Origin of the sequence: Rhizobium sp. YTUHZ045 (assembly GCF_051124255.1) — a bacterium.
GTDB lineage: Bacteria > Pseudomonadota > Alphaproteobacteria > Rhizobiales > Rhizobiaceae > Rhizobium.
This window is the reverse complement of record NZ_CP101432.1, coordinates 3,417,361-3,434,609: the sequence shown is the minus strand read 5'-3', so window position 1 is coordinate 3,434,609 and position 17,249 is coordinate 3,417,361. Positions and strand designations below refer to the sequence as shown.

Here is a 17,249-nt window from a genome sequence, read left to right as displayed (position 1 = left end):
TATGGAAAATGTGAATGTGGCGGAGATCGGCTCCACCGAAAAGACGGCCGGCGGTTATACCTACAGGCTCTCGAGCCCCATGCCCTTCCTTTGGACGATGCTGCTTTTCCTCGTCATTGTCGGGTTCATTGCCGCGATCCTCTTTCGGCAGACGCAGACCGCCTTCATGCACAATCCGGGCCTCAACGGCCTGATCCTCGGCGTTCTCGCAGTCGGAATCGTCCTTGTTTTTAATCACGTGCTGGCGCTTCGCCCCGAAGTGCGCTGGTTCAACTCCTTCCGCGCTGCCGGCAGCGCGGATAAGGTCAACCGTAACCCGCGGCTGCTTGCGCCGATGCGGGCGCTGATCGGCAGCCGCAAGAGCTCGGTGGCGCTGTCGACGACGGCGCTGCGTTCGATTCTGGATTCGATCGCCACCCGCCTCGACGAATCGCGTGACGTTTCGCGTTACCTGATCGGCCTCCTGGTATTCCTCGGCCTGCTCGGCACGTTCTGGGGTCTCATCGGCACGATCGGCTCGATCAGCGCCGTCATCCAGTCGCTCGATCCCGGCTCGAACGGCACGGGAGACGTGCTCTCGGCGCTGAAGGAGGGACTTTCCATGCCGCTTTCCGGCATGGGGCAGGCCTTCTCGTCGTCGCTGCTCGGCCTCTCCGGTTCGCTCATTCTCGGCTTCCTCGACCTGCAGGCCGGCCGCGCGCAGAATCGCTTCTATACGGAGCTGGAAAACTGGCTCTCCTCGGTCACCGATGTCGGCTCCGATCTTGCGCCGGCGCTCGACGCCGTTGCCGGGTCTTCCTCGGACGACATGCGCGCACTTTCCGAGTATCTGCGCAAGGTCTCCGAAGAAGGCGGTGTCGGCAACCAGCGCTCTGTCGCTGCCATGGCAAGCCTTGCCGAAGGCATTCAGGGTCTGGTCAAGAATATGCGCAACGAGCAGCAGATGCTGCGTGACTGGATCGAGGCGCAGCAGGATGAGGCGAAAGCCATGCGCCGGACGCTCGACCGGCTGGCCGAGCGCATCGGCCTGCAGGAGCGGGGCGGCGAGCGGTCCGAGCGCCTGCGCGAGCGCACGAGCCATGCAGAAAAGAGCGAGGGCAAGTAAGCCATGGCACTTGCCCGCAACCGCCGCCGCGAACGCACGGTGGATTACTGGCCGGGCTTCGTCGATGCGTTGTCGACGCTGCTCATTTCGATCATGTTCCTGCTGACCGTCTTCGTCGTCGGGCAGTTCATCCTAAGCCGCGAAATCACCGGGCGCGACGAGGTGCTCAATCGCCTCAATAGCCAAATCAACGAGCTGACGCAGCTTCTGGCACTCGAAAAGGGTAGCAATCAGGATCTCCAGGATTCAGTCGCCAACCTGCAAGCCTCCCTCGCGACTGCCGAAGGGGAACGCTCACGGCTTCAGGCGCTGCTGAACGCCGGCTCGGGCGGCCAGGATGCGGCTCAGAAGCGGATCGGCGCGATGACGCAGGAGCTCGACGAGCAGAAGCAAGTGAGCGAACGGGCGCTGAGCCAGGTCGAACTCTTGAACCAGCAGATCGCCGCACTCCGCAGCCAGATCGCCGCGGTCGAAGCGGCGCTGCAGGCATCCGAGGAGAAGGACCGGGTCTCGCAGACCAAGATCGCCGATCTCGGCAGTCGCCTCAACGTGGCGCTGGCGGCGCGCGTGCAGGAACTGAATCGCTACCGCTCCGACTTCTTCGGTCGCCTGCGTGAAATCCTTTCGGATCGCGAGAACATTCGTATCGTCGGCGATCGGTTTGTCTTCCAGTCCGAAGTGCTGTTTCCCTCGGGCAGCGCCGATCTCAACCCGGAAGGGCAGGGGGAGATGGCGAAGCTTGCCGCGGCGTTGCTCGACCTCGCCAAAGAAATTCCGCCGGAGATCAACTGGGTTTTGCGCGTTGACGGCCATACCGACAATGTGCCTCTTGCGGGAACGGGCCGCTACCGCGACAATTGGGAGCTTTCCTCGGCACGCGCGATTTCGGTCGTCAAATTCCTGATCGGCCAGGGTGTGCCGGCAGACCGGCTCGTTGCCGCAGGCTTCGGCGAATTTCAGCCGATCGCACCCGGCGATGCCCCGGACGCCCGTTCCACGAACCGCCGCATCGAGCTGAAGCTCACCGAGAAATGATCAGCCTGATGTCGTCCGCCGCGCTTCGGCGAGCCGATCGACGAGAAAGGTTCGGACAGAGGGGCTGTCGCTGAGGCCGATCGCCGTCATGTAGGCATCGGCCGCGGCCGCATCGTCGCCCGCTCGTGCCAGAAGAAAGGCACGTACGGCCCAGTAGGGTTGATAGGCAGCGATCGCGCGCGGATCGATCCTGTCGAGCAGGGTCAGGCCTTCGGCAGGGCTTAAAGCCCGGCCGATCACCGCCGCTTGGGCGACGCGCGCGCCGAGCGTCGGCTTCATCGTCAGCAACGCGGCATAGAGCGTCGTCAGCGCCTGCCAGTCGGTCACTCCCGAAAGGCGGCGCGCCGCATGCACCGATTGAATCGCCGCCTGGCACTGATAGGGGCCGAAACGGTTGAAGCTTCCGGCCTTGCGCAGCAGCGCGTCCGCCTCCGCGATCATGGTGGCGTCCCAGCCGGCCGGATCCTGCTCGTCCAGCGGCACATAGCGCCCGTTGCCGTCGCGCCGGGCGCTACGGCGGGCTTCGCAGTGAAGCATCAGCGAGAGGAGGCCGATCGCTTCCGGCTCATCCGGAAGTACCGTCAGAAGCGACCGGCCGAGCCAGATCGCTTCGCCGGCAAGCGAACGGTGCGCTTCCTCGCCATCGAGACCATCCCATCCGAGGCCGTAGGCGGCGTAGACCGCCGAAAGCACGGCGGCAAGCCGCCCAGGCAGCGCGGGCCGAGGTGGTATGGTGAAGGGAATGCCGGCATCACGGATCTTCACCTTGGCCCGCACCAGCCGCTGGCTCATCGCTTCCGCTGAAACGACAAAGGCCCGGGCGATGGTTCTGGCTTCGATGCCGAGAATCGCCTGGAGCATCAGCGCCGTATGCACGGAGCTGTCGATGGCAGGATGGGTGCAGGCGAAGAGTAGCTTCAGCCGTTCATCGGGAAAGACGGAATTGCCGGCCTCGTTCATTCGTGCCTCCGCTTCCTCGAGGGCGACGGATATCGTCGTTTGTGCGTTGGCCTCGACAGTGCGGTGCCGGGCCGCCTGCATCAAATTGCGGCGGGCGGCCACCAGCAGCCAGGCTTCCGGATTGGCGGGAATGCCGCGCTCCGCCCAGACGCGCAGGGCCGAAGCCAGCGCTTCCGACAATGCGTCTTCTGCCGCCGGCACGTCGCGCGAGCGGGCGGCGAGAAAGGCGATCAGCCTGCCATAGGATTGTCGCGCCACTTGTTCGGCGGCGCGTCCGGCATCGGGCGGCATTGCCGCCTCACATCTGCAGGCGCGGGCGCACCTCGACCGAACCCTTGTCGGAGATAGGAATACGGGTAGCCCATTCGAGCGCGGTGTCGATGTCCGGGACCTCGATCAGATAGAAGCCGCCGAGCTGCTCCTTGCCTTCCGGATAGGGACCGTCCTGGACATCGTGATCCTCGCCCTTGCGGCGTATGACCGTGCCGGTCTCGGGGGCTGTCAGCCCCGCGCCGCCGGTCATGATCCCGGCCTGGACAAGCGCCTGGGTGTAGGCAACCCAGCCGTCGCGATAGGCCGGATCGCTACGGCGGGCGAAATCCTCCGGCGCTTCGCGAATGATGAGGGCATATTGCATGGAAAACTCCTGATATCGTTGTTGGCGTTGATCCAGGCCGCCGGCGAAAGCCATCTAGCCTGGTGGAGCGGCTAACCGTTCCGAGACAATGAGGCGCGATCGCCGGTCGTTTCGACATGGCTTTGAAAAAATATTTGAAAAAGAAAAATCGCGCCGGAAATCACAAACAAGCGAGCCGGTCTCTAAGACACCAGCGCCGCTCGAGGGCGCAAAAAAGCAGGGCGGCATTGATGCCGCCCGTGCCATGCCGCTCAGGCTTCGGCCTTCGTCTGGTCGACGATCTCGGCGCCGGAGGTATTCTTCTTGATGGACTCGATGGCATTCAGGGCGGACGCCTTCGCCTTGTAACCCTCGGAGCTGAACATGGTTTCCCCGTTCGATGCCTTGAAGCGGAAACGGAATTCGCCTGATTTATCCTTGTAGACTTCGAATTTATACATGGATGTCTCCCGAAACGCTGAATTGCACCATCAGCGTCGAGGAGGCTAGATCAAAATGGCGAGCTTTTCCACTGCCTTAATGAGGATTGAGTTCAACTGGTGCTAATCAGCACTGCGCGGAAGATACCGGGCAAATGTCCTCGCATCATTCCATCTGGATGTTGGCGCCCCTGACGACCGGCCCCCATTTGGCGAGCTCAGCCTTCACGTGGGCGGCAAGTTCCTCGGGCGTCGAGCCGACGATGGTGGCGCTGAATTCCTTCATGCGTTCGGCAACGGCCGGGTCTTTGAGCGCCTTGTTCGCCGAGGCGTTGAGGCGCGTCACCACCTCGCTCGGCGTGTTGGCTGGGGCAAAAAGCGCGTTCCAGGTATAGGTCTCGTAGCCCGGTATGCCCGACTCGGCGATCGTGGGCACATCGGGGAAGGAGGGCGCGCGCTCGGCGGTGGTCACCGCCAGCGCCCTCAGCGTGCCCGCCTTGATGTGGCTGGAGGAGGAGGGCAGGTTGTCGAACATGATCGGCACCTGGTTGCCGATGACATCGTTCAATGCCGGACCGGCGCCCTTATAGGGGATATGCTGCATGCTGACGCCGGCCATGGACTTGAAGAGCTCACCGGAAAGATGCAGCGGCGTGCCGTTGCCCGACGAGGCGTAACTGTATTTGTCGGGCTCGGCTTTCAGCAGCGCGACCAGTTCCTGCACGGTCTTTGCCGGTAATTCCGGATTGACGACCAGTACGTTCGGCACGACGACGAGCAGCGAGACCGGCGCGAAATCCTTCTCGGGGTCGTAGGGCGTCGATTTCAGGATCAGCGGATTGAGGGCGTGGGTCGCGACGGTGCCCATCAGAATGGTGTAGCCGTCGGGCTCGGCGCGAGCGACGTTGCCGGCGCCGAGATTGCCACCGGCGCCGGCAACGTTCTGGACGATCACTTGCTGGCCGAGATCTTCCGACATCTTCTGCGCGACGATGCGGGCGACGACGTCGGTCGAGCCGCCGGCCGCGAAGGGCACGACCATGGTGATGGCGCGCTCGGGAAAATCCGCGGCAACGGCTGACCTGCCAAGTCCCAGCATTGCAGTCAGGCCAAGAGCGAGCGCCAGGCCCTTGCGTCGCGTCATGTTGGAAAGCGCCATTCCTATCTCCTCCCACGATTTCAACAGCAATCCCCACCCAGGGGCATGAAGAGGGTAGGGCAGGAGGCGGGAAAGACAACCGCAGGGAGGCGCATCCGAAGCCAGACTTTAGTCGCGCGCGACCAGAGTCGCCCGCCGGCTATTTAGCGGCGGCGAGCACATCCTCATTGGCGGCGTCGAACTGCAGCCGGGCGAGGCGGGCATAGATGCCGCCGTGGCGGATCAGACTCTGATGCGTGCCTTCCTCGACGACGCGTCCCTGATCCATGACGAGGATGCGGTCGGCCTTCAGCACCGTCGCCAGGCGATGGGCGATGACCAGTGTCGTGCGACCGTCAACCAAGCCGTCGAGCGCCTTCTGCACCAGCGTCTCGCTTTCGGCGTCAAGCGCTGAGGTCGCCTCGTCGAGCAGCAGCACGGGCGCGTTCTTCAGGATGGCGCGGGCAATCGCGATGCGCTGTCGCTGGCCGCCGGAGAGGGTGACGCCTCGTTCGCCGACCTCGGTCTCATAGCCGTTATCCAGCCGGGCGATGAATTCGTCGGCCTGGGCGGCAAGCGCTGCGGCGCGGACTTCCTCACGCGATGCACCAGGGCGGCCGAAAGCGATGTTATCATGGATCGATGCGGCGAAGATGGTGACGTCCTGCGGCACGATGGCGATGCGCTGGCGCAACTCGTCAGGCGTCGCCAACCGCGCATCGACACCGTCAATCGCCACGCTGCCCTGCTGCGGATCATAGAAGCGTAAGAGCAGCGAAAAGACTGTGCTTTTGCCGGCGCCGGAGGGGCCGACGATGGCGACGGTTTCGCCCGGCGCAACGGCGAAGCTCAAGCCATGCAGGGCCGATTTGCCGGGGCGCGAGGGATAGGCGAAATGCACGTCGGAAAACTCGACGCGGCCGCGGCTGGGCGAAGGGAGAGCCTCGGGGTTGGCGGGGGCTGATATCGGCGACACCTCGTCGAGGAGTTCGGTCAGCCGGTCGGCGGCGCCGGCCGCCTGCGAGAGTTCGCCCCAGACCTCCGACAGCGCGCCGAGCGATCCCGCGGAGATGACGGCATAAAGCAGGAACTGACCGAGCGTGCCGGCAGACAGCGTGCCGGCCAGCACGCTGTGGGCGCCGACCCAAAGCACGGCGACGACGCTGCCGAAGATCAGTGTGATGGCGATGCCGGTCAAGAGTGCGCGCGAGCGGATGGCGGCGCGGGCGGCCTCGTAGGCGGATTCGACGGCGCCGGCGTAACGTCTCGCTGCGGCGTCCTCGCCGTTGAAGGCCTGTACCGTACGGGTCGCGGCGATCGTCTCGTTGGCGAAGGCGGACGCTTCGGCAAGCGTGTCCTGAGCGGCGCGGGAACGCTTGCGCACCGAGCGGCCGAAGGCGACGAGCGGGAAGACGATCAGCGGGATCGCTCCGATGACGAGGCTCGACAGTTTCGGCGAAGTGACGACCATCATGCCCAAGGCGCCGAGACAGAGAATGAGATTCCTAAGCGCCACCGAGGCGGTAGCGCCAACGGCGGACTTGATCTGCGTCGTATCGGCGGTCAGCCGCGAGACGATCTCTCCGGACTGGTTGACGTCGAAGAAGGAGGGCGACAGCCGCGTCACATGGTTAAAGACGTCGCGGCGAAGATCGGCGACGATGCGTTCGCCGATGGTGATGACGAAATAATAACGCAGCGCGCTCGCGATCGCGAGCACGACGGCCATGACCATCAGCATGGCGAAGTAGCTGTTGATGAAGCTCCCGTCGGATTGGGTGAAGCCGTGGTCGACCATGCGGCGCACGGCTAGCGGCAGCGCCAGCGAGGTCATGGCGGCGAGCGCCAGTGAAATCAGCGCGCCGGCCACCAGCCCGCGATAACGCATGACATAAGGCATCAGCCTGCCGAGTGGCCGCAGCGACCGCCTTCTGTTTTCCTCAGCCCGTGCCTGTTCTGCCAAATCGTCTCCGATCGCCTGCAGGACCCGCTAATGCGGGCCTGTTGGCTCTTGTTATCCCGGCGTCCTTCATGTATAGGCACCGCATCCTAATGGGAAGCCGTAGCCATCACGACTGCGGCTTCATTTATTCAATCGGTTCGGTGGCCGCAACTGCATGCGGCAAATTGAACTCCGGTATCGCAGGAAGATTGTTATGAAGGCAGGCATCCATCCCGACTATCACATGATCAAGGTAGTCATGACCGATGGCACCGAATACGAAACCCGCTCGACCTGGGGTTCGGAAGGCGCTGTCATGAACCTCGAAATCGATTCCAAGTCGCATCCGGCCTGGACGGGCGGCAACCAGCAGCTCATGGACCGCGGTGGCCGCGTTTCCAAGTTCAACAAGCGTTTCGGCGGCCTCGGTCTCTAATCGCTTTTGCTCGACGAAATTTCGCAAGGAGCCCGGTTCTGCCGGGCTTTTTTGCGTTGGCAGAACATGCGCAGCGGCAACAAAAAACCGGCCGCGCACTGCGCAGCCGGCCCTAATGGATTTAGCAGATCTGGTCAGTTGTTGCCGAAGGCCGTCTGCAGCAGAGAAAGCTGCGCCTGGACGCTGTTCTGATTGTCATGAACGATCACGGCTTCCGCCGGACGATAGATCTCGCGATCCAGCAGCGCGATGCGGTTCTGCAGGCGCAGGGAGCGCTCGACGAGATCGCGGAAGGATTCCGGCAGATCGCCCCAGCCGGGTGCCGCGCGGTCAACGTTGAAGCCGTCGAGGCGGACCTTGTTCTTCTCGGCCAGCACCTGGTCGCGCGACATCTCACCATTGTTGACGGCGCGCTGCAGCAGCAGCCACGAGGCCATCTGCATCAAGCGCGTGGTCAGCCGCATCGATTCCGCGGCGTAGAGGACGGATGCCATGCGCGGCAGAACCTTGGAGGCTGCGCGGCCTTGGCCGTCGAGATAGGCGGCGGTCTCTTCGACCAGCGACATGCCTTCGGCATAGAGTGCCTTGAACTGTGAGGATGCAGCCGCGCGGCCTGCAAAACTGATCGTGTTCACTCCAACTTCCGACATCGCAATAGTCCCTGTTGCACGCAGCTACTTATGGTCAGGTAACGCCGGGGCTGACGGAAAAGTTTCCGTGTCCGGTCTTTATGACTTTAAGATGGTATCATTAGCGCAAATGCGCAAGCCGTTTCTTAAGAAAGGGTTAATCTCCACAGTTTCATGGAAATGTGCCGACGGCAGCAAAAAGAAGAGCCGCAAAAGCGGCTCTCAAGGTAAAACAGGGAGAAAAATCAGACCAATTCACCGCTTGGAAAACTGTCTGAAATCCAGAGAAAGCCTGGATAAGTACAGTAATACCTTATAAAGCTTAATATTTTATTAACATTGTGCCGGATGAAGACTTGAGGCTGGCTCATTTTGCCTGCCTATGGTCTTGTTACGAAGGCTTTTAGCGGATCACGAGCGGAAGAAGCTTTCAGCGGCCTGCCGCCCGGATGCCTTGCGGGTGGCTTCGGCTTCGAGCCGGGCGATCTCGGTTTTCAGCAATTCCACTCGCGCCTTCAGCTCATCCACCGAAAGCATGGAGAGATCGGCGCCGATCTCGTGGACGGGTTTTTTCTGCGGCCGGTCGTCATCGATAAAGCTCATCGGTTCTCCTCCTTTTGCTGCCGGCAGCATAATGCCGATAAATGCGGCCGATACGGAATCGGAATTTAGGTTGATCCGGCCCAAATCCAGCCTCGCCCTCCCCATTTTTTTCCGAGCCAGGGCGAAAACCGCAGTGCGGCTTTTGTAGAGAGGGCCTAACCGAACTTTATAGCAGGATCGCTGCTTTCGGGAGATTTGCCTGTGCCGCGATCGGCCAGCGACATGCTCTGCGGCGTCAGCATCGGCGAAGTGCCGGTCGGGATCGTCGTATAGGCGTCGCGGTCGCTGACTGGGACGGCCGCGCGGATGCGGCTTCTGATGATGGCGTAAACGGTGATCAGCACATGAGCGACGGCGGTGACCAGGAAAAGAGCATGCGGGGTGATTGCCGACATGACCGGGCCGCCGAGCGTCGGGCCGATGACTGTGCCGATGCCGTAGAGCAGCAGCAGGCCGCCGGAGACCTTGACGAAATCCTCCGACGCCGCGAAGTCGTTCGCGTGAGCGACAGCGATCGGATAGAGCGTGTTGGCCACCGCGCCGTAGAGGACAACGAGCCCGATCAGCAAGGCAGGGGATGTCGGGTGAAGCAGAAAGATCAGCAAGCCGGCGATGGCGGCAATCGCCGACAGGGCGGCGAGCACGTAGCGCCGGTCGATGCGATCAGAAAGCCGGCCGGCCGGCAGCTGCATCATGGCGCCGGCGAAGATGGTGGAGCTCATCATGACGGCGATGCTGGTGTCGGAAAGGCCAGCGCCGGCGCCGAAGACAGCCCCGAGCGTGCCGTAAGCGCCGTTGGCAATGCCGACGAGCAGGATGCCGAGGCAGGACACGGGCGAATTGCGGTAGAGCGCCGGCAGGTCGAGGCGCACAGCTTTCAGCGGCTGTGGTGAGGCCGCGGTCGAAAGCGTCGTCGGCAGCATGGCGATGCAATAGAAGATGCCGCAGATCATGAACAGCACCGGCGTGCGCACATCTTCGAGCGGGATCATCATCTGGCCGCCGACGACGCCGAGCAGGGTGATGCCGATATAGAGCGAGAAAATCGCGCCACGGCTCTCGTTGCTGGCGCGCTCGTTCAGCCAGCTTTCGATGATCATCGACGTGCCGGCGGTGGAGAAGCCGGTCGCCGCGCGCAAGATCACCCACCAGAATGGATCGATGATGATGCCGCTGACCAGTGCGATGATGGCGATGATCGAGATGAAGCCGGAGAAGGCTCTGACATGGCCGACGCGGCGCACCAGTTTCGGCGCCACCAGGCAGCCGATGACGAAGCCGCCCGCCCATGAGGTGCCGAGCAGACCGAGCGTCGTCGTGGCATAGCCTTCGAGATTGCCGCGCACGGGAAGCAGGATGCCCTGCAGACCATTGCCCATGAAAAGGAAGAGCGTGCCAAAGAGCAGCGCGGCGACGGACAGCAGATTTCTCTTCATTTCCCCAGACTCGGTCTTAAGCGATTTGCGATGGACATAAGGCACGACCTCAGTCAGCCCAGCCTCAAGATGATTGATTGTGCCCCGGAATATCTTTACGGCGTGTCGAGATCCTCTTGTTCGCGCGGAAAAATGTCCGTCCTGTGACATTCCGAAAAACGGAAAAAATAAAGCATGACAAAGCTGATAGCTCTGCTGCTCATCCTTGCCATGGCGATACAGGTGATCAAACCGCTTGGGCTTCCCGGCCTCAAGCGGCGGATGGATTTCTGGAAGATCGCGCTGATCGCCTTCGGCATATGGGCGATGGCGCTACTGTCGCGCGATTTCTTGATGTAAGCCTCGGATTCGAGCTTCGATGCGGGCGTTAGTCCCGCAGGATGATTTCGCCGCGCATCACGGCAACGCAGCTTCCCGAGATGACGACGTCAGTGACGGTGCCATCGCACTTCGTGACATCAAGGGCGATGGTGCTGCGGCGGCCCATTTCCACGCCCTGATCGATCGTGATGCGGACGTTCATGTCGGCCTCCGCCGTCAGTGTGACGAGATAGGCACCGAGGGCTGCGGAAGCGCTGCCGGTCGCGGGGTCCTCGGGCACGTTATCGAGCGGCGCGAACATGCGAGCGCGTATATTCCACGGATCTTCGGATGTCCTGACATAGACGAAGAGCGAGAAGTCATGGCCGCTCGTCGTCTGGTGGCCGGCAGCCGCCTGGAATCCGGCAAGGTCCGGTCGGGCGGCGGCCAGCGCTTCAAGCCCGCTCAACTCGGCAATGGCGAAGTTCAGACCGACCGAGGCAAAGACCGGGGCGTGGTTGGTCTTGACGATTGCGCCGGGTTCGAGCCCGATGCAGCGGGCGATAGTCTCCTCGGCAATGACATCGCCGATTGTCAGCGGCTGCGGCGCGCGGATGGCGGCGGCCGCGACCTTTCCGCCGCTGCGTTTGAGGGCGACTTCGACGTTGCCAGCCTGTTCCTCGAAACGCAGCTTCTCGCTAACGGGCTTGCCGAAGATGTCCGCCTGCTGGCCGAGGACAAAGGCGGTGCCGACGTTCGGATGACCGGCGAATGGTATTTCCATCGTCGGAGTGAAGATGCGGACACGGGCCGAATTGCGAGGATCCTCCGGCGGCAGGACGAAGGTCACTTCGGAATAGTTAAATTCGGTGGCGATCATTTGCATCGCTGCATCGCTGAGCCCGCGCGCATCGGAAATGACGGCAAGCGGATTGCCCTCGAAACGCGTGGAGGTGAAGACATCGACGGTGACGTAGGGGATGGTATCCATAGCGGCTCCTGTTTCGGCGGGCCTTTATGAATAATCACGATTTTTCGTCAGGCGAAGCGGTATCTTGTCGCCGAGACAATGAGGAAGGGCGGCAACATAGCGTTGCCGCCCCTTCCTGCAGGCGATTAAAGGCTCATTATAATCAGGCTGCCTTTTCCAGATCCTTCTGCCAGCTGCCCTTGGCGGCAAGGCTGTTCATTTCGGCGCGGTGCGTGAATTCGCGCTGGCCGGCGGCGACATTTTCCGGTTTGCCGTTCCAGGCCTTGAGCGCGCTGTCCTGCAGGGCGCGGCCGTAGGAGAAGGTGACGAACCAGGGCAGGTCGGCCGTGGCATTGATGGCGGAAAGATGTGCGGTTGCCTCTTCGGTCGACTGGCCGCCGGAGAGGAAGGCGATGCCCGGAACCGCTGATGGGACCGTGCGCTTCAGCACCTGCACGGTGCGCTCCGCGACCTCGGCGACAGAGGCCTTGCGGGCATTCTTGCCGTCGATGACCATATTCGGCTTCAGGATCATGCCTTCGAGGCTGACTCGGGCTTCGGCCAGTTCCTCAAAAACGATGCGCAGCGTGGATTCGGTGACTTCGGCGCAGCGGTCGATATTATGGTCGCCCGGCTTGCCGTCCATCAGGCATTCCGGCTCGACGATCGGAACGATCTTGGCTTCCTGGCAGAGGGCCGCGTACCGGGCAAGCGCCTGAGCGTTGGCGCGAACCGAGCCGCGGGTCGGCAGGGTCGAGGAGATGGCGATGACGCCGCGCCACTTGGCGAAACGGGCGCCGGCCTCATAATAGCGAGCAAGGCGCTCGCCGAGGCCGTCGAGGCCTTCGGTGATGGTTTCGCCCGGGAACTTGGCCATCGGCTTGGCGCCGGTATCGACCTTGATGCCGGGAATGGAACCAGCAGCGCGAATGATGTCGACGAAAGGCGTGCCGTCTGCGGCCTTCTGGAAGAGCGTCTCTTCGAAGAGGATGACGCCGGAAATATATTTCTTCATCGCCTCGTCGGAGCGGAAGAGCATCTCGCGGTAATCGCGGCGGCTCGTTTCGGTCGATTCGAGATTGATCGTGTCGAAACGCTTCTTGATGGTGGAGGTCGATTCATCAGCCGCAAGCAGTCCCCGGCCGCCTGCAACCATCTGCACTGCAATGTCTTCCAGTCGTTCGCTCATTCGTTCTCTCCACAGCATGAAACATCGGCGGTTTAAGAATATAGGACGGCGATAACAGAAGTTTATAGGGAGGAAAATGGAAGGCTAAGTCATTGAAACGATTGAAATCATTTCAATCGTTTGAAAAACTGGGAATTTTTCCGACGCTTGGGCAAAAGACCGCGGAAAGCTTCTCGCCGCCGCGGTCTATCCACATGTAAAACCTGTCAAATCCGCCCAGCGGTCATTTGCCGGCGTTGAGGACGGCGACGCCGGGCAACTCCTTGCCTTCCATCCATTCGAGGAAAGCGCCGCCAGCGGTGGAGACATAGGTGAAATCGTCGGCAACACCGGCATGGTTCAGAGCTGAGACGGTGTCGCCGCCGCCGGCCACGGAGGTCAGCTTGCCGGCGGCCGTGCGCTCGGCGGCGTATTTTGCGGCAGCAACCGTTGCGGCATCGAAGGGCTCGATCTCGAAGGCGCCGAGCGGACCGTTCCAGACGAGCGTCGAGGCGCGCTCGATCCAGGCATTGATGGCCTGGACGGATTTCGGCCCGACGTCGAGCACCATGGCATCGGCGGGGATGGCGTTGATATCGACCGTCTCATTGGCGGCACCAGCCTTGAACTCGCGGGCGACGACGCCGTCTTCCGGCAGGATGATGGCGCAGCCTGATGTCGCGGCCTCGATCATGATCTGCTTGGCGGTTTCAGCGAGATCATGCTCGCACAGTGACTTGCCGACATTGGTGCCACGCGCGGCGACGAAGGTATTGGCCATGCCGCCGCCGATGACGAGTGCGTCGACCTTCTTCACGAGATTCATCAAAAGATCGATCTTGGTCGAAACCTTGGCGCCGCCGACGATTGCGACGACGGGACGGGTGGGATTGCCGAGACCTTTTTCAAGCGCTTCCAGCTCGGCCTGCATGGTGCGGCCGGCATAGGCCGGCAGGTGGTGGGCAAGGCCTTCGGTGGAAGCATGGGCGCGGTGGGCGGCGGAGAAGGCGTCGTTGACATAGATATCGCCATTGGCGGCAAGCGCCTTGGTGAAGTCAGGATCGTTCTTTTCCTCGCCCTTGTGAAAGCGGGTGTTTTCCAGCAGCAGAATATCGCCATTCTTCATTGCGGCAACGGCGGAGGCGGCGGCCTCGCCGATGCAGTCGGAGGCCGTCAGCACGGCATGATCGAGCACTTCCTCGACGGAAGGGGCGATTAGGGACAGCGACAGATCCGGCGACGGACCGTCCTTTGGCCGGCCGAAATGAGCAAGCAGGATCACCTTGGCGCCCTTGCCCGATAGTTCGAGGATCGTCGGCGCCACCCGCTCGATGCGCGTCGTATCAGTAACCTTGCCGTCCTTGACCGGGACGTTGAGGTCGACGCGGATGAGCACGCGCTTGCCGCTGATGTCGGGGAGATCGTCGAGGGTCTTGAAAGAAGGCATGGGGAGATCCAGTCTTGGTTGGCGGAAGTCGCGCCGACCATAGCAAGGATCATTCGAGACGCAAGGCGTTCAGCGACCGTTTTCGCGTCTGGCTTTCTCGCCTCCGACCGATGTTTTCGGCATGGTTTCGGGGACCGCCGCTTCGCGGTTGCGGCGTCCCTTCAACCGGTCGCGGATGCGCTGAATAATGTCCTTGAGGTTGATGAAGATCGGCAGGGTGGTGGCGGGTTCGACCGCTTCGAGCGACATGCCGACGGAGGTGATATGGTCGTGCTCGTCGAGATCGCGGACGATGAGGATGATCGAGCCGAGACGGACGCGATCGGCATAATCGGCCTTGCCGCCGAGGCGCTGCCGCATCAGTTCCGCGATCGTCAGGCCTTTCTCGGATTCGTTTAGCAGGCCCGGCCCGTAGGCGGCATCGAGATCGGCGGCGGGACGGGCAGGCGAGAGCGCGAAGGCGCCGAAGAATTCGGCATCATCCTCGTCCACCGGCGCCCGGCTGGCGAAGAGCCGGTCGAGCAGCCGGGAATAACTCGGCACGATGAAGAGATAGATCAGATCGTTTTCGCGCAGCCGCCCGGCATACTGATAACGCATTGACTTGCCGTCGCGAATGACAAGCGAAGGGGTAGCCCATCGCGGAATGCGCTCGCCGCGCAAAACCGGGCTATCCTTGATGACACGGTAGGAGAGAAGCTCATGGTTGGCAGCGCCCGGAAGATCGACTTCGACCTTGTCAACGGCGCCGATGCGCGGCGGAATGATCAGACCGAGCTTCTTGGCGATCGGCTTGATCGTCCAGCCTTGGACGAGCAGGGAGACCAACACGATGATGAAGGCGGTATTGAAAAAGAGCTGACCGTTTTCCAGGCCGCCGAGGATGGGCATGATAGCAAGCAAGATGGAGACGGCGCCGCGCAGCCCGACCCAGGCGACGAAACCGATCTCCTGCTGCGTATAATCGAATGGAAGCAGCGACAGCCAGATTGCCAGCGGCCGGGCAATGAAGATCAGGAAGAGGGCAAGCAGGATGGCCGGTATGACGATGGCGGGAAATTGTGACGGCGTGGCGAGCAGGCCGAGCACCAGGAACATGATGATCTGCGCCAGCCAGGTCATGCCGTCCTGGAAGCGTTTGATGGTGCCGAGCGCCTGCATTCTCCGGTTTCCGGCGTAGATGCCGGCGACATAGACGGCGAGGAAGCCGCTGCCGCCGACTGCGCCGGCGAAGGAGAAGACGAGAAGGGCAAGCGCCAGCACGAAGATCGGCGTCAGGCCGCGATCGGTGTCGAGCCTGCTGACGATCAGCACGATCATCATGCCGCCGAGCAGGCCGAGGATGACGCCGAGCCCCATCTGCTGCACGAACATGGCGAGCATGCCGATATTGATGCCGGCATAACGCTCGCCGCTCGCCAGGACCTCGACAAGGGCGATGGTGAGGAAGATCGCCATCGGGTCGTTGGTGCCGGATTCGACTTCCAACGTCGAGCGCACCTTATCGCGGATGTTGATGCCGCCGATGCGCAGCAGGAAGAAGACGGCGGCGGCATCCGTCGATGCAACGATCGAACCGAGCAGCAGGCCTTCGAGCCAGGTGAAGTTCAACAGCCACATGGCAGCGACGGCAAAGAGCGATGCGGTGATCAGAACGCCGACCGAGGCGAGCGTCAGAGAAGGCACGGCCGCGAGCCGAAAAGCCTGCATCGGCGTGCCGAAGCCGGAATCGAACAGGATGACGGCGAGCGCGATAGAGCCGAGAATATAGGCGAGATAGTTGTTGCTGAATTCAATGCCGAGCCCGTCGACGCCGGCGGCAAGGCCGATCATCAGGAAGAGAAGAAGCAGCGGAGCGCCGAAGCGGAAGGCGAGCAGGCTCGAAAAAGCGGCAAGAAGCACGAGCGCCGTCGCGACCAGCACCACGATATAGAACGCTTCCATGCCCACCCCTTTCCACCGAATGCTGCGGATGCGGCCACCCCTGACCGATCCGCCTGTCTCAACCCCTCCATTCCACGTCGATCCATCAGTAAACGGCAAACCGGCATAGAAGGGTAGGCCTTGCGGCTTACCTCGTCTCGTGCTGCATCATGCTGCTGAACGGCTGCCGGACACCGACACGGAAATGCTACGGGAGAAACTCTCTACAAAGAATGTATAAGAAAATCAGGCAAGAGCAGGGCGAAAGACGGTGCGATCGATTTTTCCTGCAGCTACCCGTAGATCGCAACAGTATAGGACACATTCCTCCGCGCGGCCGGTTTGGCTTTGCCCGATGAAGCGAATAGGTCTGCGACGATGAGCCGACTGTGGCTATGTGGCCGGCCATTGCTCCGCTATCAAAACACCGCCTGAAGTATGATGATGGCGAGAAACGCAACACCGATGAACGCGGCGACCCGGACGACCAGACGATTGGCCTTTGCCAGCACGGCAGGTCGGACGTCTCGCTTGGGGTGAAACCGCTGCCGCCGCTTGAGAGTGCTGTGGGGCAAGCGTTTTTGCACCTCTGCCATTTATCGCCTCCGCTTGGATCATTCAGCCATTGTGCAAAATGATGCACCCTTCAGTTTATCACGCTCCGCGGCCGCAGCGAAATCGTCGCTTCGAGATTGGCTTTTAAACTTGGAAGGCCGATACATATCGACTGTCAGTCTTCGGTGTCCTCACCCTCGTCGGTCAGATCTTCGACCGGGACCAGGAAAACCACGAACTCGTCGTCGATGGTCCTTTCCGGATCGTCGTCGAATTCATAGGCGTGCTCGACTTCGCTTGCTTCTTCAGCAGTCGCCTTGCGCAGGCTGAGTGTCTCCTTGCGGTCCCACAGGGGCTTGCCCTCGGACTCAAGGATGGTCAGGTCGTCGCGAAAATCTTCTGCCTCAAAGAAATGCGTCGCTTCCTCATGATTTTTCGAGCGAAAGCTGGCGACGGCGCGGCCGGCGATTTCAACGGTAAAATAATCCATCCATCCCTCTTTATCTCCCCGAGTGCGATTGCGGCTCCGGGGTTATCAACAATGCC

19 protein-coding genes are annotated in these 17,249 nt (G+C 61.8%); 5 read left to right on the top strand and 14 right to left on the bottom strand.

Features of this window, described 5'->3' with window-relative positions; translation table 11 throughout:
• Window position 1: 1 nt before the first annotated feature.
• Together NMA58_RS17070 and NMA58_RS17065 are read left to right on the top strand one after the other, a co-directional pair.
• Window positions 2–1,105: a MotA/TolQ/ExbB proton channel family protein gene (locus NMA58_RS17070; RefSeq protein WP_097597296.1), complete on the top strand. Its 1,104-nt coding sequence runs from the start codon at window positions 2–4 to the stop codon at window positions 1,103–1,105.
• 3 nt (window positions 1,106–1,108) lie between these two features.
• Complete coding sequence (locus tag NMA58_RS17065; protein ID WP_085779362.1) at window positions 1,109–2,140, top strand: peptidoglycan -binding protein; 1,032 nt, start codon at window positions 1,109–1,111, stop codon at window positions 2,138–2,140.
• On the opposite strand, the gene NMA58_RS17060 is transcribed toward NMA58_RS17065, so the two are convergent.
• From NMA58_RS17060 to NMA58_RS17040, 5 genes are all read right to left on the bottom strand, one after another.
• A complete protein-coding gene (locus tag NMA58_RS17060; RefSeq protein WP_434711417.1) occupies window positions 2,141–3,391 on the bottom strand; it encodes an RNA polymerase sigma factor in 1,251 nt (416 codons plus the stop codon).
• Window positions 3,392–3,398: 7 nt separating this feature from the next.
• On the bottom strand, window positions 3,399–3,737 hold the full coding sequence (locus tag NMA58_RS17055; RefSeq protein WP_085779360.1) for a YciI family protein: 339 nt from the start codon (window positions 3,735–3,737) through the stop codon (window positions 3,399–3,401).
• Window positions 3,738–3,988: 251 nt separating this feature from the next.
• Window positions 3,989–4,177: a YegP family protein gene (locus NMA58_RS17050; protein WP_064694384.1), complete on the bottom strand. Its 189-nt coding sequence runs from the start codon at window positions 4,175–4,177 to the stop codon at window positions 3,989–3,991.
• A 145-nt stretch (window positions 4,178–4,322) separates the two neighbouring features.
• The gene (locus NMA58_RS17045) at window positions 4,323–5,315 is read right to left on the bottom strand and encodes a Bug family tripartite tricarboxylate transporter substrate binding protein (protein WP_434711416.1); all 993 of its coding nucleotides are present in this window, start codon (window positions 5,313–5,315) and stop codon (window positions 4,323–4,325) included.
• 139 nt (window positions 5,316–5,454) lie between these two features.
• Window positions 5,455–7,257 carry an ABC transporter transmembrane domain-containing protein gene (locus NMA58_RS17040; RefSeq protein ID WP_434711415.1) on the bottom strand — a complete coding sequence of 601 codons (1,803 nt, stop codon included), beginning with the start codon at window positions 7,255–7,257 and terminating at the stop codon, window positions 5,455–5,457.
• Between the two features lie 193 nt (window positions 7,258–7,450).
• On the opposite strand from NMA58_RS17040, the gene rpmE reads away from it, so the two are divergent.
• Complete coding sequence (gene rpmE / locus NMA58_RS17035) at window positions 7,451–7,672, top strand: 50S ribosomal protein L31 (RefSeq protein ID WP_003566413.1); 222 nt, start codon at window positions 7,451–7,453, stop codon at window positions 7,670–7,672.
• Between the two features lie 134 nt (window positions 7,673–7,806).
• Here the strand turns inward: rpmE and NMA58_RS17030 are convergent, their stop codons facing one another.
• Complete coding sequence (locus NMA58_RS17030; RefSeq protein ID WP_434711414.1) at window positions 7,807–8,322, bottom strand: DUF1465 family protein; 516 nt, start codon at window positions 8,320–8,322, stop codon at window positions 7,807–7,809.
• A 67-nt stretch (window positions 8,323–8,389) separates the two neighbouring features.
• On the opposite strand from NMA58_RS17030, the gene NMA58_RS17025 reads away from it, so the two are divergent.
• On the top strand, window positions 8,390–8,620 hold the full coding sequence (locus NMA58_RS17025) for a hypothetical protein (protein WP_434711413.1): 231 nt from the start codon (window positions 8,390–8,392) through the stop codon (window positions 8,618–8,620).
• A 92-nt stretch (window positions 8,621–8,712) separates the two neighbouring features.
• Here the strand turns inward: NMA58_RS17025 and NMA58_RS17020 are convergent, their stop codons facing one another.
• Together NMA58_RS17020 and NMA58_RS17015 are read right to left on the bottom strand one after the other, a co-directional pair.
• Window positions 8,713–8,904, bottom strand: coding sequence for a DUF1192 domain-containing protein (locus NMA58_RS17020; RefSeq protein WP_434711412.1), 192 nt, complete (start codon window positions 8,902–8,904; stop codon window positions 8,713–8,715).
• A gap of 155 nt (window positions 8,905–9,059) precedes the next feature.
• Complete coding sequence (locus NMA58_RS17015) at window positions 9,060–10,340, bottom strand: MFS transporter (RefSeq protein WP_434711411.1); 1,281 nt, start codon at window positions 10,338–10,340, stop codon at window positions 9,060–9,062.
• 174 nt (window positions 10,341–10,514) lie between these two features.
• Here NMA58_RS17015 and NMA58_RS17010 point away from each other — a divergent pair, with 174 nt between their 5' ends.
• Window positions 10,515–10,679, top strand: coding sequence for a hypothetical protein (locus NMA58_RS17010; RefSeq protein ID WP_434711410.1), 165 nt, complete (start codon window positions 10,515–10,517; stop codon window positions 10,677–10,679).
• 28 nt (window positions 10,680–10,707) lie between these two features.
• Here the strand turns inward: NMA58_RS17010 and NMA58_RS17005 are convergent, their stop codons facing one another.
• The 6 genes from NMA58_RS17005 to NMA58_RS16980 form a co-directional block, all read right to left on the bottom strand.
• On the bottom strand, window positions 10,708–11,631 hold the full coding sequence (locus NMA58_RS17005; RefSeq protein WP_434711409.1) for a PhzF family phenazine biosynthesis protein: 924 nt from the start codon (window positions 11,629–11,631) through the stop codon (window positions 10,708–10,710).
• A gap of 142 nt (window positions 11,632–11,773) precedes the next feature.
• The gene (locus tag NMA58_RS17000) at window positions 11,774–12,799 is read right to left on the bottom strand and encodes a class I fructose-bisphosphate aldolase (protein ID WP_085779354.1); all 1,026 of its coding nucleotides are present in this window, start codon (window positions 12,797–12,799) and stop codon (window positions 11,774–11,776) included.
• A gap of 223 nt (window positions 12,800–13,022) precedes the next feature.
• Window positions 13,023–14,225, bottom strand: a complete 1,203-nt coding sequence (locus NMA58_RS16995) for a phosphoglycerate kinase (protein ID WP_434711408.1) — start codon at window positions 14,223–14,225, stop codon at window positions 13,023–13,025.
• Between the two features lie 69 nt (window positions 14,226–14,294).
• Window positions 14,295–16,169, bottom strand: a complete 1,875-nt coding sequence (locus NMA58_RS16990; protein ID WP_434711407.1) for a potassium/proton antiporter — start codon at window positions 16,167–16,169, stop codon at window positions 14,295–14,297.
• Between the two features lie 398 nt (window positions 16,170–16,567).
• A complete protein-coding gene (locus NMA58_RS16985; RefSeq protein ID WP_434711405.1) occupies window positions 16,568–16,744 on the bottom strand; it encodes a hypothetical protein in 177 nt (58 codons plus the stop codon).
• A 134-nt stretch (window positions 16,745–16,878) separates the two neighbouring features.
• Window positions 16,879–17,193: a hypothetical protein gene (locus NMA58_RS16980; protein ID WP_434711403.1), complete on the bottom strand. Its 315-nt coding sequence runs from the start codon at window positions 17,191–17,193 to the stop codon at window positions 16,879–16,881.
• Window positions 17,194–17,249: the final 56 nt, after the last annotated feature.